General features: G+C 55.5%; 17 protein-coding genes. 9 read left to right on the forward strand and 8 right to left on the reverse strand.

The features are described 5' to 3' along the window. Positions 1–215: 215 nt before the first annotated feature. The 5 genes from BN3560_RS07055 to BN3560_RS07075 all read right to left on the reverse strand — a co-directional run bounded on the left by BN3560_RS07055 (position 216) and on the right by BN3560_RS07075 (position 6,503). On the reverse strand, positions 216–920 hold the full coding sequence (locus BN3560_RS07055) for a phosphoadenosine phosphosulfate sulfotransferase (protein WP_096227510.1): 705 nt from the start codon (positions 918–920) through the stop codon (positions 216–218). Continuing rightward, positions 917–2,161: a DNA replication/repair protein RecF gene (gene recF, locus BN3560_RS07060; protein WP_096227511.1), complete on the reverse strand. Its 1,245-nt coding sequence runs from the start codon at positions 2,159–2,161 to the stop codon at positions 917–919. Before recF ends, BN3560_RS07055 begins: the two co-directional genes overlap by 4 nt. 24 nt (positions 2,162–2,185) lie before the next feature. Further along, positions 2,186–3,286: a DNA polymerase III subunit beta gene (gene dnaN, locus BN3560_RS07065; RefSeq protein WP_096227512.1), complete on the reverse strand. Its 1,101-nt coding sequence runs from the start codon at positions 3,284–3,286 to the stop codon at positions 2,186–2,188. Positions 3,287–3,965: 679 nt separating this feature from the next. Beyond that, positions 3,966–5,567: a chromosomal replication initiator protein DnaA gene (dnaA, locus tag BN3560_RS07070; protein WP_096227513.1), complete on the reverse strand. Its 1,602-nt coding sequence runs from the start codon at positions 5,565–5,567 to the stop codon at positions 3,966–3,968. A 93-nt stretch (positions 5,568–5,660) separates the two neighbouring features. Next, a complete protein-coding gene (locus tag BN3560_RS07075) occupies positions 5,661–6,503 on the reverse strand; it encodes an ATP-binding protein (protein ID WP_167380491.1) in 843 nt (280 codons plus the stop codon). A gap of 842 nt (positions 6,504–7,345) precedes the next feature. Between BN3560_RS07075 and rpmH the strand changes: the two genes are divergently transcribed. The 6 genes from rpmH to rsmG all read left to right on the forward strand — a co-directional run bounded on the left by rpmH (position 7,346) and on the right by rsmG (position 10,283). After that, positions 7,346–7,480 carry a 50S ribosomal protein L34 gene (gene rpmH / locus BN3560_RS07080; RefSeq protein WP_041239173.1) on the forward strand — a complete coding sequence of 45 codons (135 nt, stop codon included), beginning with the start codon at positions 7,346–7,348 and terminating at the stop codon, positions 7,478–7,480. Positions 7,481–7,494: 14 nt separating this feature from the next. Then, positions 7,495–7,824, forward strand: a complete 330-nt coding sequence (gene rnpA / locus BN3560_RS07085; protein WP_096227514.1) for a ribonuclease P protein component — start codon at positions 7,495–7,497, stop codon at positions 7,822–7,824. 10 nt (positions 7,825–7,834) lie between these two features. Next, positions 7,835–8,077 (forward strand): membrane protein insertion efficiency factor YidD, encoded by a 243-nt coding sequence (gene yidD / locus BN3560_RS07090; RefSeq protein ID WP_015539276.1) that lies wholly within the window; start codon positions 7,835–7,837, stop codon positions 8,075–8,077. A 48-nt stretch (positions 8,078–8,125) separates the two neighbouring features. After that, positions 8,126–8,896, forward strand: a complete 771-nt coding sequence (locus tag BN3560_RS07095; protein WP_096227515.1) for a YidC/Oxa1 family membrane protein insertase — start codon at positions 8,126–8,128, stop codon at positions 8,894–8,896. A gap of 91 nt (positions 8,897–8,987) precedes the next feature. Continuing rightward, positions 8,988–9,521 (forward strand): Jag family protein, encoded by a 534-nt coding sequence (locus BN3560_RS07100; RefSeq protein ID WP_087191150.1) that lies wholly within the window; start codon positions 8,988–8,990, stop codon positions 9,519–9,521. A 108-nt stretch (positions 9,522–9,629) separates the two neighbouring features. After that, positions 9,630–10,283: a 16S rRNA (guanine(527)-N(7))-methyltransferase RsmG gene (gene rsmG, locus BN3560_RS07105; protein WP_096227516.1), complete on the forward strand. Its 654-nt coding sequence runs from the start codon at positions 9,630–9,632 to the stop codon at positions 10,281–10,283. Between the two features lie 70 nt (positions 10,284–10,353). Here rsmG and BN3560_RS07110 read toward each other — a convergent pair whose 3' ends face one another. Next, the gene (locus tag BN3560_RS07110; protein ID WP_331712886.1) at positions 10,354–10,869 is read right to left on the reverse strand and encodes an endonuclease domain-containing protein; all 516 of its coding nucleotides are present in this window, start codon (positions 10,867–10,869) and stop codon (positions 10,354–10,356) included. A gap of 141 nt (positions 10,870–11,010) precedes the next feature. Between BN3560_RS07110 and BN3560_RS07115 the strand changes: the two genes are divergently transcribed. Then, on the forward strand, positions 11,011–11,994 hold the full coding sequence (locus BN3560_RS07115) for a ParA family protein (protein WP_371744313.1): 984 nt from the start codon (positions 11,011–11,013) through the stop codon (positions 11,992–11,994). Continuing rightward, the gene (locus BN3560_RS07120) at positions 11,987–13,048 is read left to right on the forward strand and encodes a ParB/RepB/Spo0J family partition protein (RefSeq protein WP_172623283.1); all 1,062 of its coding nucleotides are present in this window, start codon (positions 11,987–11,989) and stop codon (positions 13,046–13,048) included. The genes BN3560_RS07115 and BN3560_RS07120 overlap by 8 nt, the downstream gene beginning before the upstream one ends. Positions 13,049–13,141: 93 nt before the next feature. Here BN3560_RS07120 and rlmN read toward each other — a convergent pair whose 3' ends face one another. Then, positions 13,142–14,173 carry a dual-specificity RNA methyltransferase RlmN gene (rlmN, locus tag BN3560_RS07125; protein ID WP_227115348.1) on the reverse strand — a complete coding sequence of 344 codons (1,032 nt, stop codon included), beginning with the start codon at positions 14,171–14,173 and terminating at the stop codon, positions 13,142–13,144. A 99-nt stretch (positions 14,174–14,272) separates the two neighbouring features. On the opposite strand from rlmN, the gene BN3560_RS07130 reads away from it, so the two are divergent. Beyond that, positions 14,273–15,220: a D-alanine--D-alanine ligase family protein gene (locus tag BN3560_RS07130; protein WP_096227520.1), complete on the forward strand. Its 948-nt coding sequence runs from the start codon at positions 14,273–14,275 to the stop codon at positions 15,218–15,220. Between the two features lie 159 nt (positions 15,221–15,379). Here BN3560_RS07130 and BN3560_RS07135 read toward each other — a convergent pair whose 3' ends face one another. Beyond that, complete coding sequence (locus tag BN3560_RS07135; RefSeq protein ID WP_096227521.1) at positions 15,380–16,021, reverse strand: hypothetical protein; 642 nt, start codon at positions 16,019–16,021, stop codon at positions 15,380–15,382. Between the last annotated feature and the right edge of the window lie 127 nt (positions 16,022–16,148).

Consider the following 16,148-nt stretch of genomic DNA (forward strand, 5'->3'; position numbering starts at 1 on the left):
GGTCGCTTAGCGACGGCCGGATGGCGGGACGGCAACTGGAAAATTGTACCATAACCACGGTACGGCACCAACAATTTAAACGGCTTTTAAAGGCTTTGAGAAGCCGTATGAGGGGAGATTGGACGAATGTGTAGTAATTTTGTCGAAACGGTCGTTCAGAACCTTGTAGGAGCAGGCTTCGCATCCCCTGGGACGGGGTTGGCCGCAAAAGGCCTCTAACGGCGCGGCGCAGAGGGACGCCCTCCCTTGGCGCTCCCGCCGGACGCCCCCGGGCCCCCGCCCACCGTCGGCGACCCGGGGGCGGACGCGGCGGCGTCCGCCGCGTCCCCATCGCTGCGCGCGGCGCTCGCCAGCAGGGCTCGGTAGAGGGCACGGCGCACGGTTGGGTCCTCCACCTGGTCGGCGCTCTGATGCACGGCGGCCAGCTGGCCCTCCGTCAACGCGCGGACCGTGCGCACCGGGCGCACGAAGGAACGGGCGGGCGCGCCGGGGCGGGCGGCCTCCTCGCGGAAGGGATGGCGGTTCTTCATGTCGCGGGTGGAGGGCAGTATCCGCAGCGCTTCCACGTCCTCGCCCTGCTCCTTGAACTTCATCTTCAGCAGCTCCTGGCGGTTGTCCAGCTCGGAGCGCACCATGCTGTCGTCGCAGTACACGGCCAGCACCTTGCCCGCCACGAACCCTTGGGTCTCGCTGCGCGGCCGGTCGAAGCGCCGCAGGTTGCCCCCCTGCTCGCCCGACATCACGTACACGCTGTTCGTATGGTCGAGCACGAGATCCGCCGAATCACCGCCGAAAACGGCTCCGACGGCATTCCTCCACAGATCGTTCACCTCCGCGAAGCGCAGCGCCTCGGCGCCGCCGGGGTTCTTCTCCTCCAATATGGCCTTCAACCGGTCAAGGTCCGCCTTGAGCTTCCTCATCGCCCACCCTCCCCCGTTGACGGGCCGGCCGCCGCAGGGCCGCTCCCAGCGTGTCGTCGAGCCGCGCTGCGCTCGTCCGCGGCATCCGCACCAGCCGCGCCCGATGCGCGCTCCTCATCCGGCTCCGCCGCGCCTTCCAGCGGCAGTTCCACCACGCGGGCACGGGAGAGCAGGTCCTCGTCGAAGTAGGCGAGGTTCGCGGTGGTGATGAACGTCTGGATGTCTCCCTCGATGAACGACACGAGCGCGTTGCGACGGCCCTCGTCGAGCTCGCTCATGACGTCGTCCAGCAGCAGCACCGGCTTCTGGCCCAGCATCTCCTGGATAAGCGCGGCTTCGGCCAGCTTGAATGCCAGCACGACGGAGCGCTGCTGGCCCTGGCTACCGTAGAGCGCCACGTTGCGCCCGGCGATGAAGAACTCCACGTGGTCCGCATGCGGGCCCACGATCGCCCGCCGGCGCGCACGTTCCTCGTCGCGTCGGCGGGCGATCTCGGCCTGAAGCCGCTTGCGCGCCTCGTCGCGTCCGAAGGCGAACGTGGCCGGAAGATCAGGGTCGTGGGGTTCCCACGACGGCACGTAGCCCATCATCAGCGCCTCGCGCCCGCCGGCGATAGCGGCGTAGTAATCGGCCACGCGAGGCGCCAGCTTCTCCACGAGCGCGGAGCGGTAGCATGCCAGTTGCGCTCCGCACGTCACGAGCGTCTCGTCGATGCTCGCCACGAGCTCGGGAAGCGCATCGTCTTTCAACAGGCGGTTCTTGTAGCGCACCACCTTCTCGTAGTCCTTCTTTATGACGTAGTGGTTCGCCGAGAGCTGCGAGCCCAGCGCGTCGAGCGCAGCGCGCTTGACCGCAGGCGCCCCCTTCGCCAGCTCCAGATCGTCGGGTGCGAACGTCACGGAGGGCACAAGCCCCTTGAGATCGGCTGTTCGCTTGCCCTTCCCGTTCAGAAGATAGCGCTTCTTCCCCTCGCTCACTTGGAGCGACAGCGCGAGCTCGCGGCTGCCGTCGGTCACGTCCGCGTCAAGGCGCGCGAAATCGGCGCCCTGGCGCACTATCTGCTCGAGGGAGGGGCGGCGAAACGACTGCAGCGCCGTGAGGAGCTGGACGCCCTCCACCACATTCGTCTTTCCCACGGCATTCGGGCCCACGAGCACCGTCAGCGGCCCCAAGGCTGACAATTCGAAGGTCTCGTAGTTCCTGAAGTTGCGAAACGCTATGCGTTCGATACGCAGGTGCATGGGATGCAGAGGGCGCGGATGCGCCTAGGCGATGCGTACCGGCATGACGAGGTACAGGAAGTTCTCCGGCTCGGCTGCCTTGAAGATGCCCGGCTTGAGCGACGACTGTACCTCCAGGAACACCTCGTCGGTCCCCACGGCGGCAAGGCCGTCGAGCAGGTAGGCGTAGTTGAAGGCTATCTCCACGTCCTCGCCCTCTCCGGAGCACGCGATGGTCTCCTGCGCCGAGCCCACGTCCTGGGCCACGGACGACAGCTGCGTGGTCTGCGAGGCGATGTTGATGTCGAAGCGCACGGGCGAGGAGGACTGGCCGAGCAGCGACGCGCGTTTCACGCCCGCCACGAGGTGTTCCACGGGCATGCTCACGCGGGTAGTGTGGGAATCGGGCAGCAGCTGGCGGTAGTTCGGGAAGTTTCCCTCTATGCGGCGGTTCACGAACACCGTGTCCTGGTAGGTCACGACGATTTGGTTCTCGGCCAGCGCGAACGAAACGGGTCCGTCGGTCTTCGGCAGCGCGGCGATATCCTGCAGGAATGTGCCTGCGATGACGGCCTGAAACTCCTCGCCCGCGTACTCGGGCAGCTCGGCCTCGGTGATGGCCAGGCGGTACGAGTCGGTGGCCACCATCTTCAGGCGCCCGTCTTCGATGGTGATAAGCACACCGGTGAGGATGGCCCGGCTCTCGTCCTTGGAAACCACCCGGGCCACGCGGCGAACCATGGACGAGAACTGGGCGAACGGGATATCCACGCGCTGGGTCACGTCGACATGCGGAAATCCGGGGAAGTCGTCGGGATTGAGCGCCTTGATGGAGAAAGAGGCCGTGTCGCAGGTGATGACGGCGTTCTCCTCGTCGGCCTCCACGTGCACGGCCGCATCGGGAAGGTTCTTCACGATGTCGGCGAACAGCTTGCCGGGCACGACGGCGCGGCCGGGCTGCTCCACGAGGGCGGCAACCGTGTACTGCACGGACAGCTCGAGGTCCGTGGTTTGCAGCGTGAGGGAGTCGTTGTCCGCCTCGAGGAACACGCCGGAGAGGATGGGAAGCGTCGATCGCGTGGCCACGCCCTTGAGCACCACGCTCAAGGCGTTCTGAAGTTCCGATTGGTTGATGCTAAATTTCAAGGCGTTCCCTTTCTCTCACCTATGCGCGCGCGCAGTTCCACCCAGTATGGCAAACATCACGTCATGTTACGCTGCCATTATAAATTCTCCCGGTTATTTTGCCTCACGGTTTTGTCCGGCTGCGGCGAGCACGCCGCGATTCTTTTCTCTAAAGGTCTTCCTTTAATTTATCTGAGTTTTTAATAATGATAATAATAAGGACGGTGGATTTGTGGATAACTTGCATCATCCCTCTTCAACATCACTTTTTATTGCTGTTTCCGACGTGGAGGGCACGTACCCTCCCTCAACATATTTTATCGCTTTCATTATCTTTCCCAAGCGAACCGGTGGTTTTCACCAAGTTGCCAGTCATCTTTCAGTCATGTTTCCGCCGAACGATCGTTCGCTCTATGCCAGTCCGCGGATCTTGCGGTGCTCGGAAAAACTTCCAATAGCGAAGGCTTCACATGCAACGTCAGCTTTGAGCTTGAATGCCGTGGACGAGTTGCCTGTGTTTCACGTGAAACTGCACAGCGGTGCCGTCGAACGGAAATGCACGTTCGGTCTAATCGAGCGTGTTTCACGTGAAACACAGGAGGTGCGATCAGGCCCGCCACGGCCCGCCCAATAGGATGTTTCACGTGAAACATCCGGCGGGGTTTACTTCTCTCCTTGTTTTCCCGTCATCTGCTGAAGCTTATATTTCCCGGATGAGCTGCTTCAGGGTTTCCAATTCCTCGCGCAGCTCGCGGCTTTCCTTCATCTTCTCCTCCACGTTCGTCACCGAGTACATGACGGTGGAGTGGTCGCGGTTGAACTTCTTGCCGATGTCGTTGAACGGCAGGTCGAGCATCTGCCGCGATAGGTAGATGGCGATCTGCCGCGCGTAGATGATGTTGCGCGTGCGCTTCTTTCCCACCAAGTCAGCGTGGCTCACCTTATAGAACGTCTCCACTTCCTTCTGGATGTCGGCGATGGTCAGCCGCTTCGACGGTCCGCCTGAGAAGTGGTTCTCCAACAGGCTGCGCACATCGTCCAGGCTCAGGTCGGGCTGGTTGAAGAACGTCATCTGGTAGATCACCTTCGTCACGGCGCTCTTCAACTCGCGGATGTTCGAGCTGGAGCTCTCCGCGATATACATCTGTATATCGTCGGGGATGGAGAAGCTGGCTTTTCCTTCGGTGGCTCGGTACTCGTCCACGAAACTCTTCACGATGCCGAGCTTCGTCTCTATCTCCGGCGGTTGAATGTCGAACGTGCCGCCGGAGTTGAAGCGGCTCTTGTAGCGCTCGTCGATGTCGATGTTCTTCGGCGCGCGGTCGGCCGAGAGCACCACCTGGCGTCCTTGGCCGGTGAGCTTGTTGAATATCTGGAACACGATATCAAGTGTCTGCTTCTTGCCCTGCAGGTACTGCACGTCGTCGATGAGTAGCACGTCGGCTTCCTCGTAGCGCGTCTTGAAGTTCTTGTAGCTGGATTTCTCCTTGTCGTGCGCAGCACTGGCTTCCATGTAATCAGAGAGCAGCTCGGCTGAGTCCACGTAGATGGTAGAGAGGTTGGGCATGGTCTCATGCACATAGTTCTGGATGGCGCGCAGCAAGTGGGTCTTTCCGAGGCCCGACTTGCCATAGATGAACAAGGGGTTGAGGTGCGCCTTGCCCGGCATCTCGGCCACGGCCACGGCCATGGAGTAAGCCATGCGGTTGGAGTCGCCGATGACAAAGTTCTCGAATGTGAGCGTGGACGTGGGCCTATCGGGTCCGCCCGGCTCATCTTCGTCTTGGTAGACGTCGCCCAGGGCATCGTCGCCGACCGGCTCGTAAGCGTCGGCGATCTGGGAGGCGATGGGCGGTTGTTCGGCCGCCGTCTGCTGGGAGGGGGGTTGGGAGGTCGTAGGCGACCCTGCCGTGTAGCCGCCGACGCCTGCAGGTGCTCCTTCTGCAGCAGCGGCCGGTGCCCCTGCCGGCGCCATCGTTGCCGACGAAGACGCGGCCGGCGCCGAGGCAACCGTGCCCTGGGCCGCTCCGGCTGCCTCCGCTGCGATATCCACCTCGATGAGCACGGTGAACGCCGTGCGGTACAAATCCATGAGCGCCTGCTTGATGAAGTCGACGTAGTGCCGCTCGATCCATGTCTTGATAAAGTCGTTGTCGGCTGTGAGCATGAGGAAATCCTCGCTCATCGCCTGGGGCTGCAGCCGCGAGAAGAAGGCATTGATCTGCGAAGGGTCTATGTTGTTGTAGCTTTTGACCTGATCGCAAACTGCGCGCCAGACCTGCTCGAGCTTTTCGCTTTCCATGGTTATTCCCCTCTTGAGGAGGTTTTACTTACGGTTGAACGGATGCCGCCCTGTTGCGTCCTGCGACGGCGGATGCCCGTCCCTTCGTGGCGATTATAGCGAATTCGCCACGTGGAAGCCCAGATCGGTCAGAATGCGCTTCTGTCCGGCGGTCTTCTCTATAAGGCCGGCCTCTTCCAGCTTCGAGAGGGTTACGTACGTGCTCGACTGGGGCACTCCGGTGAGCCGGGCTAGGTCGGTGACGCCCAGTGCACCCTCGCTCAAGAAGATGGGCAGGAAGTCGCGCTCGCGCTGCGATAGCGGCGGAAGCGGCGGCATTGCCGGCTGCGGAGCGTATCCTCTCCCGCTATTGGCAGGTCTTCGCTGGTCATAGGGTGATTCCGGTACGTAGGCCGCCGGTTCCTCATTGCTTTTCAGGCTGATGGTGACCACCGCGCCAGTACCGAGGTTATCTTCGATCGAGATAGTGCCGTGCGAGAAGTCCAGGTACTCCTTCACGATGGGAAGGCCCGATCCGACACCGCGGATATAGTGCTTCATCGGCTCGATGGCCGATGTGAAGCCGGGCAGCTGCGCCTTGTCTTTCATCATGATCCCTGGACCCTGGTCGGCGAACCTGATGGTGTTCCCCTCGTCAAGGATGGAGACGATGATCTCGGCGAACCGTGCATGGATGAAGTTTTCCGACACCTCGCGGATGACGGTATAGGGAATCGTGCCGCCCGCCATCTTCGCCTGTTCGTAGATTTTCGAGGCAAGGTGCTCGATGAAGTCCGCCGTGGGTGCCGGCTGGATCTCGGTGATACGCGGCGCGCTGCGGAGATCATCGTACTGAGCTATGCGCGCAACGGTCTGCACATAGGTATAGTCGAACGCACCGGCGTTGCCATCAGTGGGTTCATTGCCTTGGTTTGAATGTTCAATCTGGTCGTTCAATGGTATTCCGTTTTTCAGATTCGATATTCAACATTTTTCAAAGACATTCAACGGCATTGTACCTTTTTTTCATGCGTGAATCTATTCACCTGCGGAATTCATGGATTGAATTTGCTTTCATTCATTATCGAATGAAAATGAAAGCAGTAACGAAAAGGGTTTTTCAGAGTTATCAACATTTTATTCAGAAAAAGTGGAAAACCATGAACAAGACTGAATGGAGAATTCTGGAAAACGTTGAAAAGCGCCTGAATTGTTGAAATTTTCATTGACTTGCAAGAGGAAAAGGTTTCCCCAGATAGGATTCATCTACCCATGCAAATGGTGTCGATTCGGTGTAAGGAACATTGCGATACGGCAACCTCTGAAAATAATTTGTATGGTGGATCGATGAGAAATACCAGATCAAAAGCGTGTTCATTAAGAGTGGAATCCAAAATGGCTGATAGGGCCTCTGTAAATTCCTTTTAAACACACCCTTGACAAACGGCTGTCGTTAGAGATTTCCACAAAGGCTGCCGAATGAAATCGTAGTTTTCCCCATTTTCCACAATTTATCGCTCACTTCGAGCATTAATCCTGATTGGTTATGTTGGGAAAAAGCCGTGGCAGGCGCTCTACCATAGGTTTTCCCCTCAAGAGAGTTATGAAAATGGCATGGAGGTGAACAGGTGTTCTTTCCTTAAGTGGAAAACGTGTATGACGAATCCCCCCGTTTCCTTGTCTCCGAACGACTCATCCTTCGATTTATTGCCGCTGCTTCGAGGAAAAACGCTTGACGGCTCGGCAACATGATATATACTTTGGAAGTTGCTCTTGAAAGTATCGAAAGGGAAATGACCATGAAGCGCACGTATCAACCTAACACGCGCAAGCGCGCCAAGTGCCACGGCTTCCGTGCCCGCATGTCGACGAAGGGTGGCCGCGCCGTCCTGTCTGCTCGTCGCGCCAAGGGACGCAAGCGCCTCTGCGTGTAGCCAGGGGTTCTGGGTTGGAGACCATAAAATCCAACGCGGAGATATCGTCCCTGTTTACCCACGGCAAGCGTTTGCAGACGCCCTACCTCACGTTCATCGTGGTACGCAACGAAAAGCAGCACGACCCATCCGGTCGTGCTGCTTTTATTGCTGGGAAGAAACTGGGCAATGCAGTGTGGAGGAACGGCGCCAAACGGCGCATGAGGGCGATATGTCGCGAACTTGGCGGCCCTTGGAGGGGCTACGATGTGATTTTCCTCGCAAAGTCGAACATCGTGCGGGCGTCTTATAGTAAAGTGCTAGCAGCATGTGACGATACGTTGAAGCGAGCCGGGGTGCGATGAGGTTCACGCGATGGGGACGATCTCCGATTTCATAAAACACCTGCCCTGCAAGACCGCGGTGTTTATGATCACGTTCTACCGCGCAGCCATCTCTCCGCTTTTTCCCTCGTGCTGCCGTTTCACGCCAACTTGCTCTGAATACGGGATCATCGCGTTTCGGCGCTACGGGTTCTGGAAGGGGCTGAAGCTGACGGTGAAGCGGATTCTACGATGCCGTCCGGGAGGCCCTCACGGATACGATCCCGTCCCTTGACCGGGAGGATCGTGCGGCTTCTTTGGTATATAGGAAGGAAAAAGCTACATGTGGGACGCATTTAAGGATCTGATATTCCAGATCATCCAGTTCTTCTATAATTTCTGCGGGGACTGGGGCCTGGCGATTATCATCGTAACGGTCATCTTCCGCGTGCTGATCTCGCCGCTCATGCACAAGCAGACGAAGTCTTCTTTCCAGATGCAGAAGGTTCAGCCTCTGATGAAGGAAATCCAGACGAAGTATGCCGACGACCCGCAACGGCAGCAGGAGGAGATGCAGAAGCTCTATGCCGAGGTGAAGTTCAATCCCCTGGCGGGCTGCCTGCCCATGCTCCTTCAGATGCCTATCTTCATGGCCCTGTTCCAAGTGCTTTCCGAGATGGGGGCCCGTACCGAGGGCTCCACGTACGAGTTCTATAACCTGGTACCCAGCCTTGTCGAGCGGCCTTCCGAGGCGTTTGCACAGGGTTTTGGAACATTTGTTCCCTATTTGATCCTCATGGTGGTGTTCGCCGGCGCCACGTTCCTCCCGATGGTTCTGCAGCAGATGAACAACAAGGACAACGCACAGCGCAAGCAGATGGTGATCATGTCCGCGGTCATGAGCGTGTTCATGCTGTGGATCAGCTGGGGCTCTCCGGCTGGTGTTCTGCTGTTCTGGGGTGCTTCCTCGCTTATCGGCCTCGGCCAGCAGCAGATCTCCATGCGCATCATGAAGAAGCGCGACGCGGAGGCTGCCGAGACCATCGAGGTGAAGCCGATCGAGGTCGACGTCACGCGCAAGGTTAAGAAGCCTCGTCCGACGAAGAAGCGCTAGGCTTCGCACCGATTGTTTCACGTGAAACAATGGGGCTCGGAAGATCGGTTTCTCCCCGCCTCATTTGGATTGCCTATTGAAGGAGTCTGCCATGGCTGATGAAATTGTCGAAGAGAAGCAGAGCGCTGGGGAAACTGTGGAGGAGCCGGTTGATCTGACCGACGAGGAGCTCGATCGCATTGCCGACACGGCCATTGCGGCGCTGCAGGATATCCTCAAGTACTTCAACGTCGGCGAAGTGACGATCGACGAGTACGAGGGCGATGAGGGTGAGCTTATTCTCGATATCACAGGTGACGATCTTGCGGTGCTTATCGGTCGCCATGGAAAAACGCTCGACGCCCTGCAATTCCTGGTATCTGCCATCACGGTGCGCACGATAGGGTATCGCTATCCGGTCGTTGTCGATATCGAGGGTTATAAGGGGCGTCAGCGTGAAAAGCTGGAATCCATTGCCCGTTCATCCGCCAACCGTGCAGCCAGCCAGAACCGTAGCATCAAGCTCCGTCCAATGACGCCTTACGAGCGACGTATCGTTCATATCACGCTTCGAGACGATGATCGCGTGGAAACCGCGTCAGAAGGTGAAGGAAGCGCCCGACACGTTGTGATCCTCCCTCGTTAATTGAAAGCCTCCCAATGGGAGGCTTTTTTATAGGCGATGTTTCACGTGAAACATTCTGCGTGATGGTACACTTGTGGTGAAAACTCGCCTCGTATCGAAGGATTGCCCATGCAGCACGAAGCACTCATCGATCTCTATTTGGAGAAGATTCTTGAAGCGAATGAAAAAACGAATCTCACGCGCATCTCTTCGCTCGAAGAAGCGCGCAAACTTCATATAGAAGACTCGCTAGCCGGACTGGAGGAGTTGATGAAGGCTCCTGAAGGCTTGTACGGCGATCTTGGGAGCGGTGGCGGATTTCCTGGTGTTCCTTTGGCACTTGAATCAGGGAGGAAGACCATTCTCGTAGATTCCGTTCAGAAGAAAATGGCTATCGTCGGTACAGTTCTTTCAGAGCTTGGGCTAGCCGAGCAGGTGTCGACCTATGGTGGCCGTATCGAAGATCTGGCTCTCGAGCGCCCTCGCGCGTTCGCAGCGTTGTCCGCACGCGCTCTTTCGAAGCTGTCGGTTCTCATGGAATTGGCAAGCCCGTTGCTTATAAGCGGCGGGCTGCTGATCTGTTATAAAGCAAACGTGCAAGACGAAGAATGGGAGCATGCTCTGTCGTTGCAAGAGAAACTTGGTATGCGCCTGTATTCTGATAGAACGCTCATGCTAAGCGATGGTGAAACTTCTCGAAGGATCATAACCTTCGAGAAATCAGGTCGCTCTAAGTTAAAGCTTCCCCGTCATGTCGGTTTTGCCCAAAAGAAGCCTCTTTAACCAAAGAATGTTTCACGTGAAACATTCGAGTGTTCGAGCGACAACAAGCGATGATGTTTCACGTGAAACATCATCGCTTGTTTCGAACTTCTGAAAGAGGGATAGACGAAAGGTCATTCCTTCGGAGTTCGACTTCTCGGTGAATAGTCTCGCACACTCCTTCGAAATGGTCCCAAATATAAGAGTTTGGGAAACGTAATTCCTTGATTACTTCCATTTCCAAGTAAGTAGTTCGTATCTCGTCGTATTTTCGGTGGACCTCCTCGTAATGTTGGGATCCATCGAGCTCTATGCTTAACCTTACTTTTCTGCAATAGAAATCGACGATGTAAGGACCGACGATAATTTGGTTCGAGAATCGAATGGGATATTCACGGAGGAAGCGAAACCAAAGTATCTTTTCCGCTTCGGTCATATTCTTTCTCATGTATCTGGCCCGTTCAGCTAGGCGGGTACGCGCAGCACGGTTCATTGGCACCTTCTTAGGTTGATCGACGTTATCATCCAGATCATAACGCCGCAACCTTGCCGGAGAACCGTATTTCAATCGGCTCCCAGTTGCTTGGACCTTGCAGGAAAACAACATGGCAGCCGGCTGAATCTTGCACCTATCAGACAGGGTTCTTGCATGGATCTTGCAAGAACCCTGTCAATCCGCCGCTATAGTGTTTCACGTGAAACACAAACAAGGTATACTAGCTTCAATGCTCTTGAAAGGGGGCCTTTTGTGGGACTGTTCGATAGTCTGAAACGTGATAGAAAAGCAGCTGAGACTGTCAAATCAAATGAAGAACCCATCATTATCGAGAATACGACGTACGAGGACGATATCGTCATAGAGGATATCGAGGTAGTCGAACGTGAAGTTGTTCCCGAGGTGGAAAAGGATATACCCCTTAAACCTATCAAGTCTTTCAAGGACAAAGCACCGGTAAAGCATGTGGTGGGCCAGACGAAGGTCATGGCGATCATCAACCAGAAAGGCGGCGTCGGGAAATCAACGACCGCGATCAACTTATCTGCTGCGCTCGGTGAAATGGGCAAGCAAGTGCTCTTGGTAGATCTCGACCCCCAGGGCAACTCTTCGAGCGGACTCGGTATCGAGAAAAGCCGTGTCGAACACTGCGTTTACGATGTGCTTTTGAATGATGTACCGGTAGAGGGCGTTATCATTCCCGACGTATGCGAAGGTTTGGACGTTATTCCCGCCACTATCAACCTGGCCGGCGCGGAAGTCGAGCTGGTTGCCGAGATGGCTCGTGAGAACCGCCTGCGCGACTCGGTTGGCTCGTTGCGTGGTAAATACGATTATGTTTTCATTGACTGTCCCCCCTCGCTTGGCTTGCTTACCGTAAATGCCCTCGTGGCCGCTGACAAGCTTCTCATTCCTATCCAATGCGAGTTCTATGCACTGGAAGGTGTGACAAAACTCCTCGATTCGATGAAACGTGTCAAAACACGCCTTAATCCGTCATTGGATATCTTCGGTGTGTTGTTGACGATGTACGACGGCAGAACCACGCTTTCAAAGCAGGTTGTCGAAGAAGTGCGCAATTATTTCGGCAAAATTGTTTTCGATACGCTCATTCCGCGTACCGTTAAGCTTTCCGAGGCTCCAAGCTTCGGGCAACCGATAACACAGTACGATCCGTCTGGTAAAGGCGCCCAATCGTACGTTGATCTTGCAAAGGAAGTGATAAACCGTGGCTAAATCGACGAAAAGCGGATTGGGACGCGGTCTGAACTCGTTGTTGGGCGGCTCTTACGAAGAAGCGGTTCCTCCGGAGCCGGCAAAACCGGCACCTCGGGTTGTTATCGAGGCAGAGGAGCTTGACGAGTCGATGAAGCGCGCGTATTCGGCTCCGGTATCTGCCGAGGCGCCGGCTCCTCCACTTGTGCCGCAGGACAAAGGCGTATCTGCAGATAATTTCATCAAGGACGAGGACCACGTGACCATTAAGAGCGTGGTGCAGCGCCGAACCGACGAAGTGCCGCTCGAATCAATATCGCCGAATCCCGACCAGCCGCGAACGAACTTCAAGCAAGAGGAAATCGAGGAGCTTGCGACCTCTATCCAAAAAGACGGTCTACTGCAACCTATTCTCGTAAGGCCGGTCGGTTCTCATAAGTACCAGATCATCGCTGGAGAGCGTCGATGGCAGGCATGTCGTTCGATCGGCATGAAAACCGTTCCTATCCGCATCAAGGAAGCGGATGATGATAAGGCGCTCGAGCTGGCTTTGGTGGAGAATATCCAGCGTTCGGACTTGAATCCCATCGAGGAGGCGTACGGTTACCGTCGAATGATGGAGCGACGCAACCTCACGCAGTCGGAAGTCGCCCAGGCAATGTCGAAAGGACGGTCGACGGTCGCCAATGCGCTGCGTCTTCTGGAATTGCCAGAAGAGGCCCAGCAATTGCTGTTCGAGGAGAAGATCACGGCAGGTCATGCGCGTGCAATCCTGTCCATCCCTTCGAAGGAAGGAAGACTGAAGCTAACCCAGAAGCTGGTGGAAGAAAAGCTTTCGGTCAGGGAAACGGAGGCAATTGCACGCCTGCTTGCCGGCAAGAAGAGCCCAGAATCGGCCCAAACGCGCCAACCGACGCCGAAATCATTTAAAACCGTGGCGAAAGCGCTTAGGGATGTCTTGCACACGAACGTCCGGGTGAAAACCGTGCAGGGCAAGAACAAGATCGAGATCGAGTTCAAGGATGAAGAGGAATTAGAGAAGCTGTTCGAGGAATTGATAGCATCGACTTCGTAATGTTTCACGTGAAACACTTCAGATTAGAAAAAAGAGCGCCCTTCCGAGGTGCTCTTTTTGTGCGATGAGATTGGAATGTTTCACGTGAAACACCTAGAGATGTTTCACAGCATTCTTCAGTTGGCCGCATGCGCCAGCGATATCGCTTCCACGCGAATGCCGTATGGTCGTCTCTATGCCGCTCTTATTGAGGGACAGGTACCATTGGTTCATTGTTTGGATCTTGCTTGGGGAAAACTCTGACTCTTCGATTTCGTTCAAAGGAATAAGGTTGACATGGCAGAGCAATCCCTCGCAAAACTCTATGAGTGCTTTCAGGTCGTTTTCGTTGTCGTTAACGCTGTTCATCATGGCATACTCAAGGGTGATGCGCCTATTCGTACGCTCGAGGTATTTGAGGAGCGCCGTTTTAAGCTTGCCTAGCTCATAGTTTGCAACGCCCGGCATGATCTTGTCACGCGTACGCTGAATTGCCGCATGAAGCGACACTGCAAGGGTAAACTGTTCGGGTTCGGTGCCGAGGCGGTCGATACCAGAAAGGATACCGCAGGTGGAAAGCGTGATGTGTCGCGCTCCGATATTGAGGAGTCTCTCGTCGTTGAGAATACGCAGGGCGCTTAGCGTCTGCTCGTAATTGAGGAAGGGCTCCCCTTGTCCCATAGCCACCACATTGGATACACGTTTTCCCATACGCGTCTGCGCGATCAAAACCTGCTCGACTATTTCTCCAGCCGAGAGATTGCGGGTGAAGCCCTCTTTGCCCGTAGCGCAGAAGGCACATCCCATGGCACAACCAGCTTGCGTTGAACAGCACACGGTGAGCCTGCCATCGGATGAAGGTATGGCAACTGTCTCTACCCGTGCCCCGTCATGGTAAGAAATTACATACTTTGTTGTTCCATCTTGCGAAGTTTGAGAATCCGCGACATTGGAAACGAAAAGGGGATAGTCGATGGAAAGTTGCTCACGCAAAGTTCGAGGAAGGTTCGTCATCTCGTCATAGCTGCTCGCATTATGCAAGTAGAGCCATTCGTAAAGCTGTTTTGCCCGAAAAGCCGGTTGACCGAGTTCCTTCATCAGCTGTTGAAGTTCTTCGAGCGAATATGTTTTGATGGGTTTTATCATGGCCGCATTATATCTCATCATAGTTGTTTGAAATGTTTCACGTGAAACATTGCTATACTCAGCAAGCTATTGGTTCTTCAACGAAAGAAGGTTCGTTTCATGGTTGCATGCGTTGACCCCCAGCATTGCCATGTTGCGCTGCTCGTTGGCGGCATCAGCGGTGAACGTGAAGTATCGCTTGCGTCGGGCGAGGGAGCACACCAGGCTTTGGCGGAGGCGGGTTTTCAAGTGACGGTACTTGATCCTGCTGACAAAGAGGACCTGAAGAAGCTCATCGATGGCGGATTCGATGTGGCATTCATCTGTCTGCACGGCAAATACGGGGAAGATGGAACGTTGCAGGGAATGCTCGAGATGATTGGACTTCCTTATATTGGTTCGGGCGTGTGGTCAAGTGCCCTTGCCATGGATAAGGTGAAATCAAAGGTCTTTTACCAAGCGGCCGGCATTCCAACACCCCCATCTGTCACATTGCGTTCTGCTAACCCTGCTGACATCGATATGATTGTAGACAGCTTGGGAGAGCACTGCGTGGTGAAACCTGCCACAGAGGGAAGCGCTTTGGGTGTTTTCATAGTCGATGAGCGAAAAGCACTTCAAGAGGTGATTGAGAGAGTTCGCGAGCTTGATAACGAGATATTGATCGAGCGCTATATAAAAGGAAAAGAATTGACCGTGGCAGTAATCGGCAACGATGATCCGCGAGCTCTTCCGATTATCGAGATCGTTCCAGTAAACGACTTCTATGATTACGAGGCAAAATACAAGCCGGGCGCTTCGCAGCATCTTTGCCCGGCCCCTCTTTCGGAAGAAACGACGAAGCAGATCCAGGAAATGGCCGTCAAAGCGCATAAGGTCCTCGCTTGTGCTGGCGTGTCTCGGTCGGACTTCATTCTGGATGACGAGGGAAAGTGGTGGATACTTGAGACGAATACCATCCCGGGTATGACGGGTACTTCGCTGCTCCCCGACGCGGCCCGCGCTGATGGGATATCGTTTCCCGAACTTTGTACGATGCTGATTGAATTCGCACTGGAGAAAAAATGATCAGTGCGGGTCGGCTGATATAAAGTCAATGTTTCACGTGAAACATTGACTTAAGGGGAAGAGTCAAAATAAAAATGATCGCCGATTGTTTCACGTGAAACAATCGGCGATTTCTCAAGCAAGCACCAAGGATGTTTCACGTGAAACATCTGGAGAGGGTTAGAATACTCCACATGTTTTCAGCCCGAACAGGGCAAGCGCAACTACAGCGAGTATGAATATCCAACTAACTATGTAGCAGCCCTTGTTACCTTTGCGTCCTTGCTCGATAAGCTTCTCCGACATCTTGCGTCGGCCCTTCATGATCACCGTTCCTGGCTTCTTGGTTGGAAGAGGCACCGTTTTCGAAGGTGACCAAGTGCCGTTGCTATCAAGTATCTGTTTGATGCCCTGCTCGCCAAGGTCGACTTCGGGGCGGATTCCTTCCATCAAGCGCTGGGCGACGTTGCCTGCAAATGTCGTGAAAGCCTGCTCGTGCTCTGGTGAGAAGCAGAGAATGGCAACCTCGCCCCAGTACTCGCCTGGTTCCGGGCTGTCCGTGAAGGCGACGAAAGAGAGCAGCGCCTTGATCATCCAATTGCGGGCGTGAAGTACGCGGAGCCGTCTCGTTGTATCCGCATCGAGGAAGGCGACGCGGTGTCCGAAACGGTTTACTATCCAGGCTACGGCCGTGCCTTCTTCGGTGACGAATTCCACATCGAAAAGGTCGCCGACAAGATTGTCGGCTCCAAGCAGTACCGCAGCGTCCTTTTTGGATGGTGTATCGAAGCGTGCGTAAAATCCAGTGTAGGTGGTTTCCATGGTATCCCCTCGAGCGGTTCAGGTGCAGGATGAAGTGTACCATGAATGTTTCACGTGAAACATTTCTGATGTTGGATGGGCTTTTACCCGGGCAAGGGCGTTTTGGTTTGTACGAACAGTTGAGAGA

It is taken from the genome of Gordonibacter urolithinfaciens (assembly GCF_900199375.1).
GTDB lineage: Bacteria > Actinomycetota > Coriobacteriia > Coriobacteriales > Eggerthellaceae > Gordonibacter > Gordonibacter urolithinfaciens.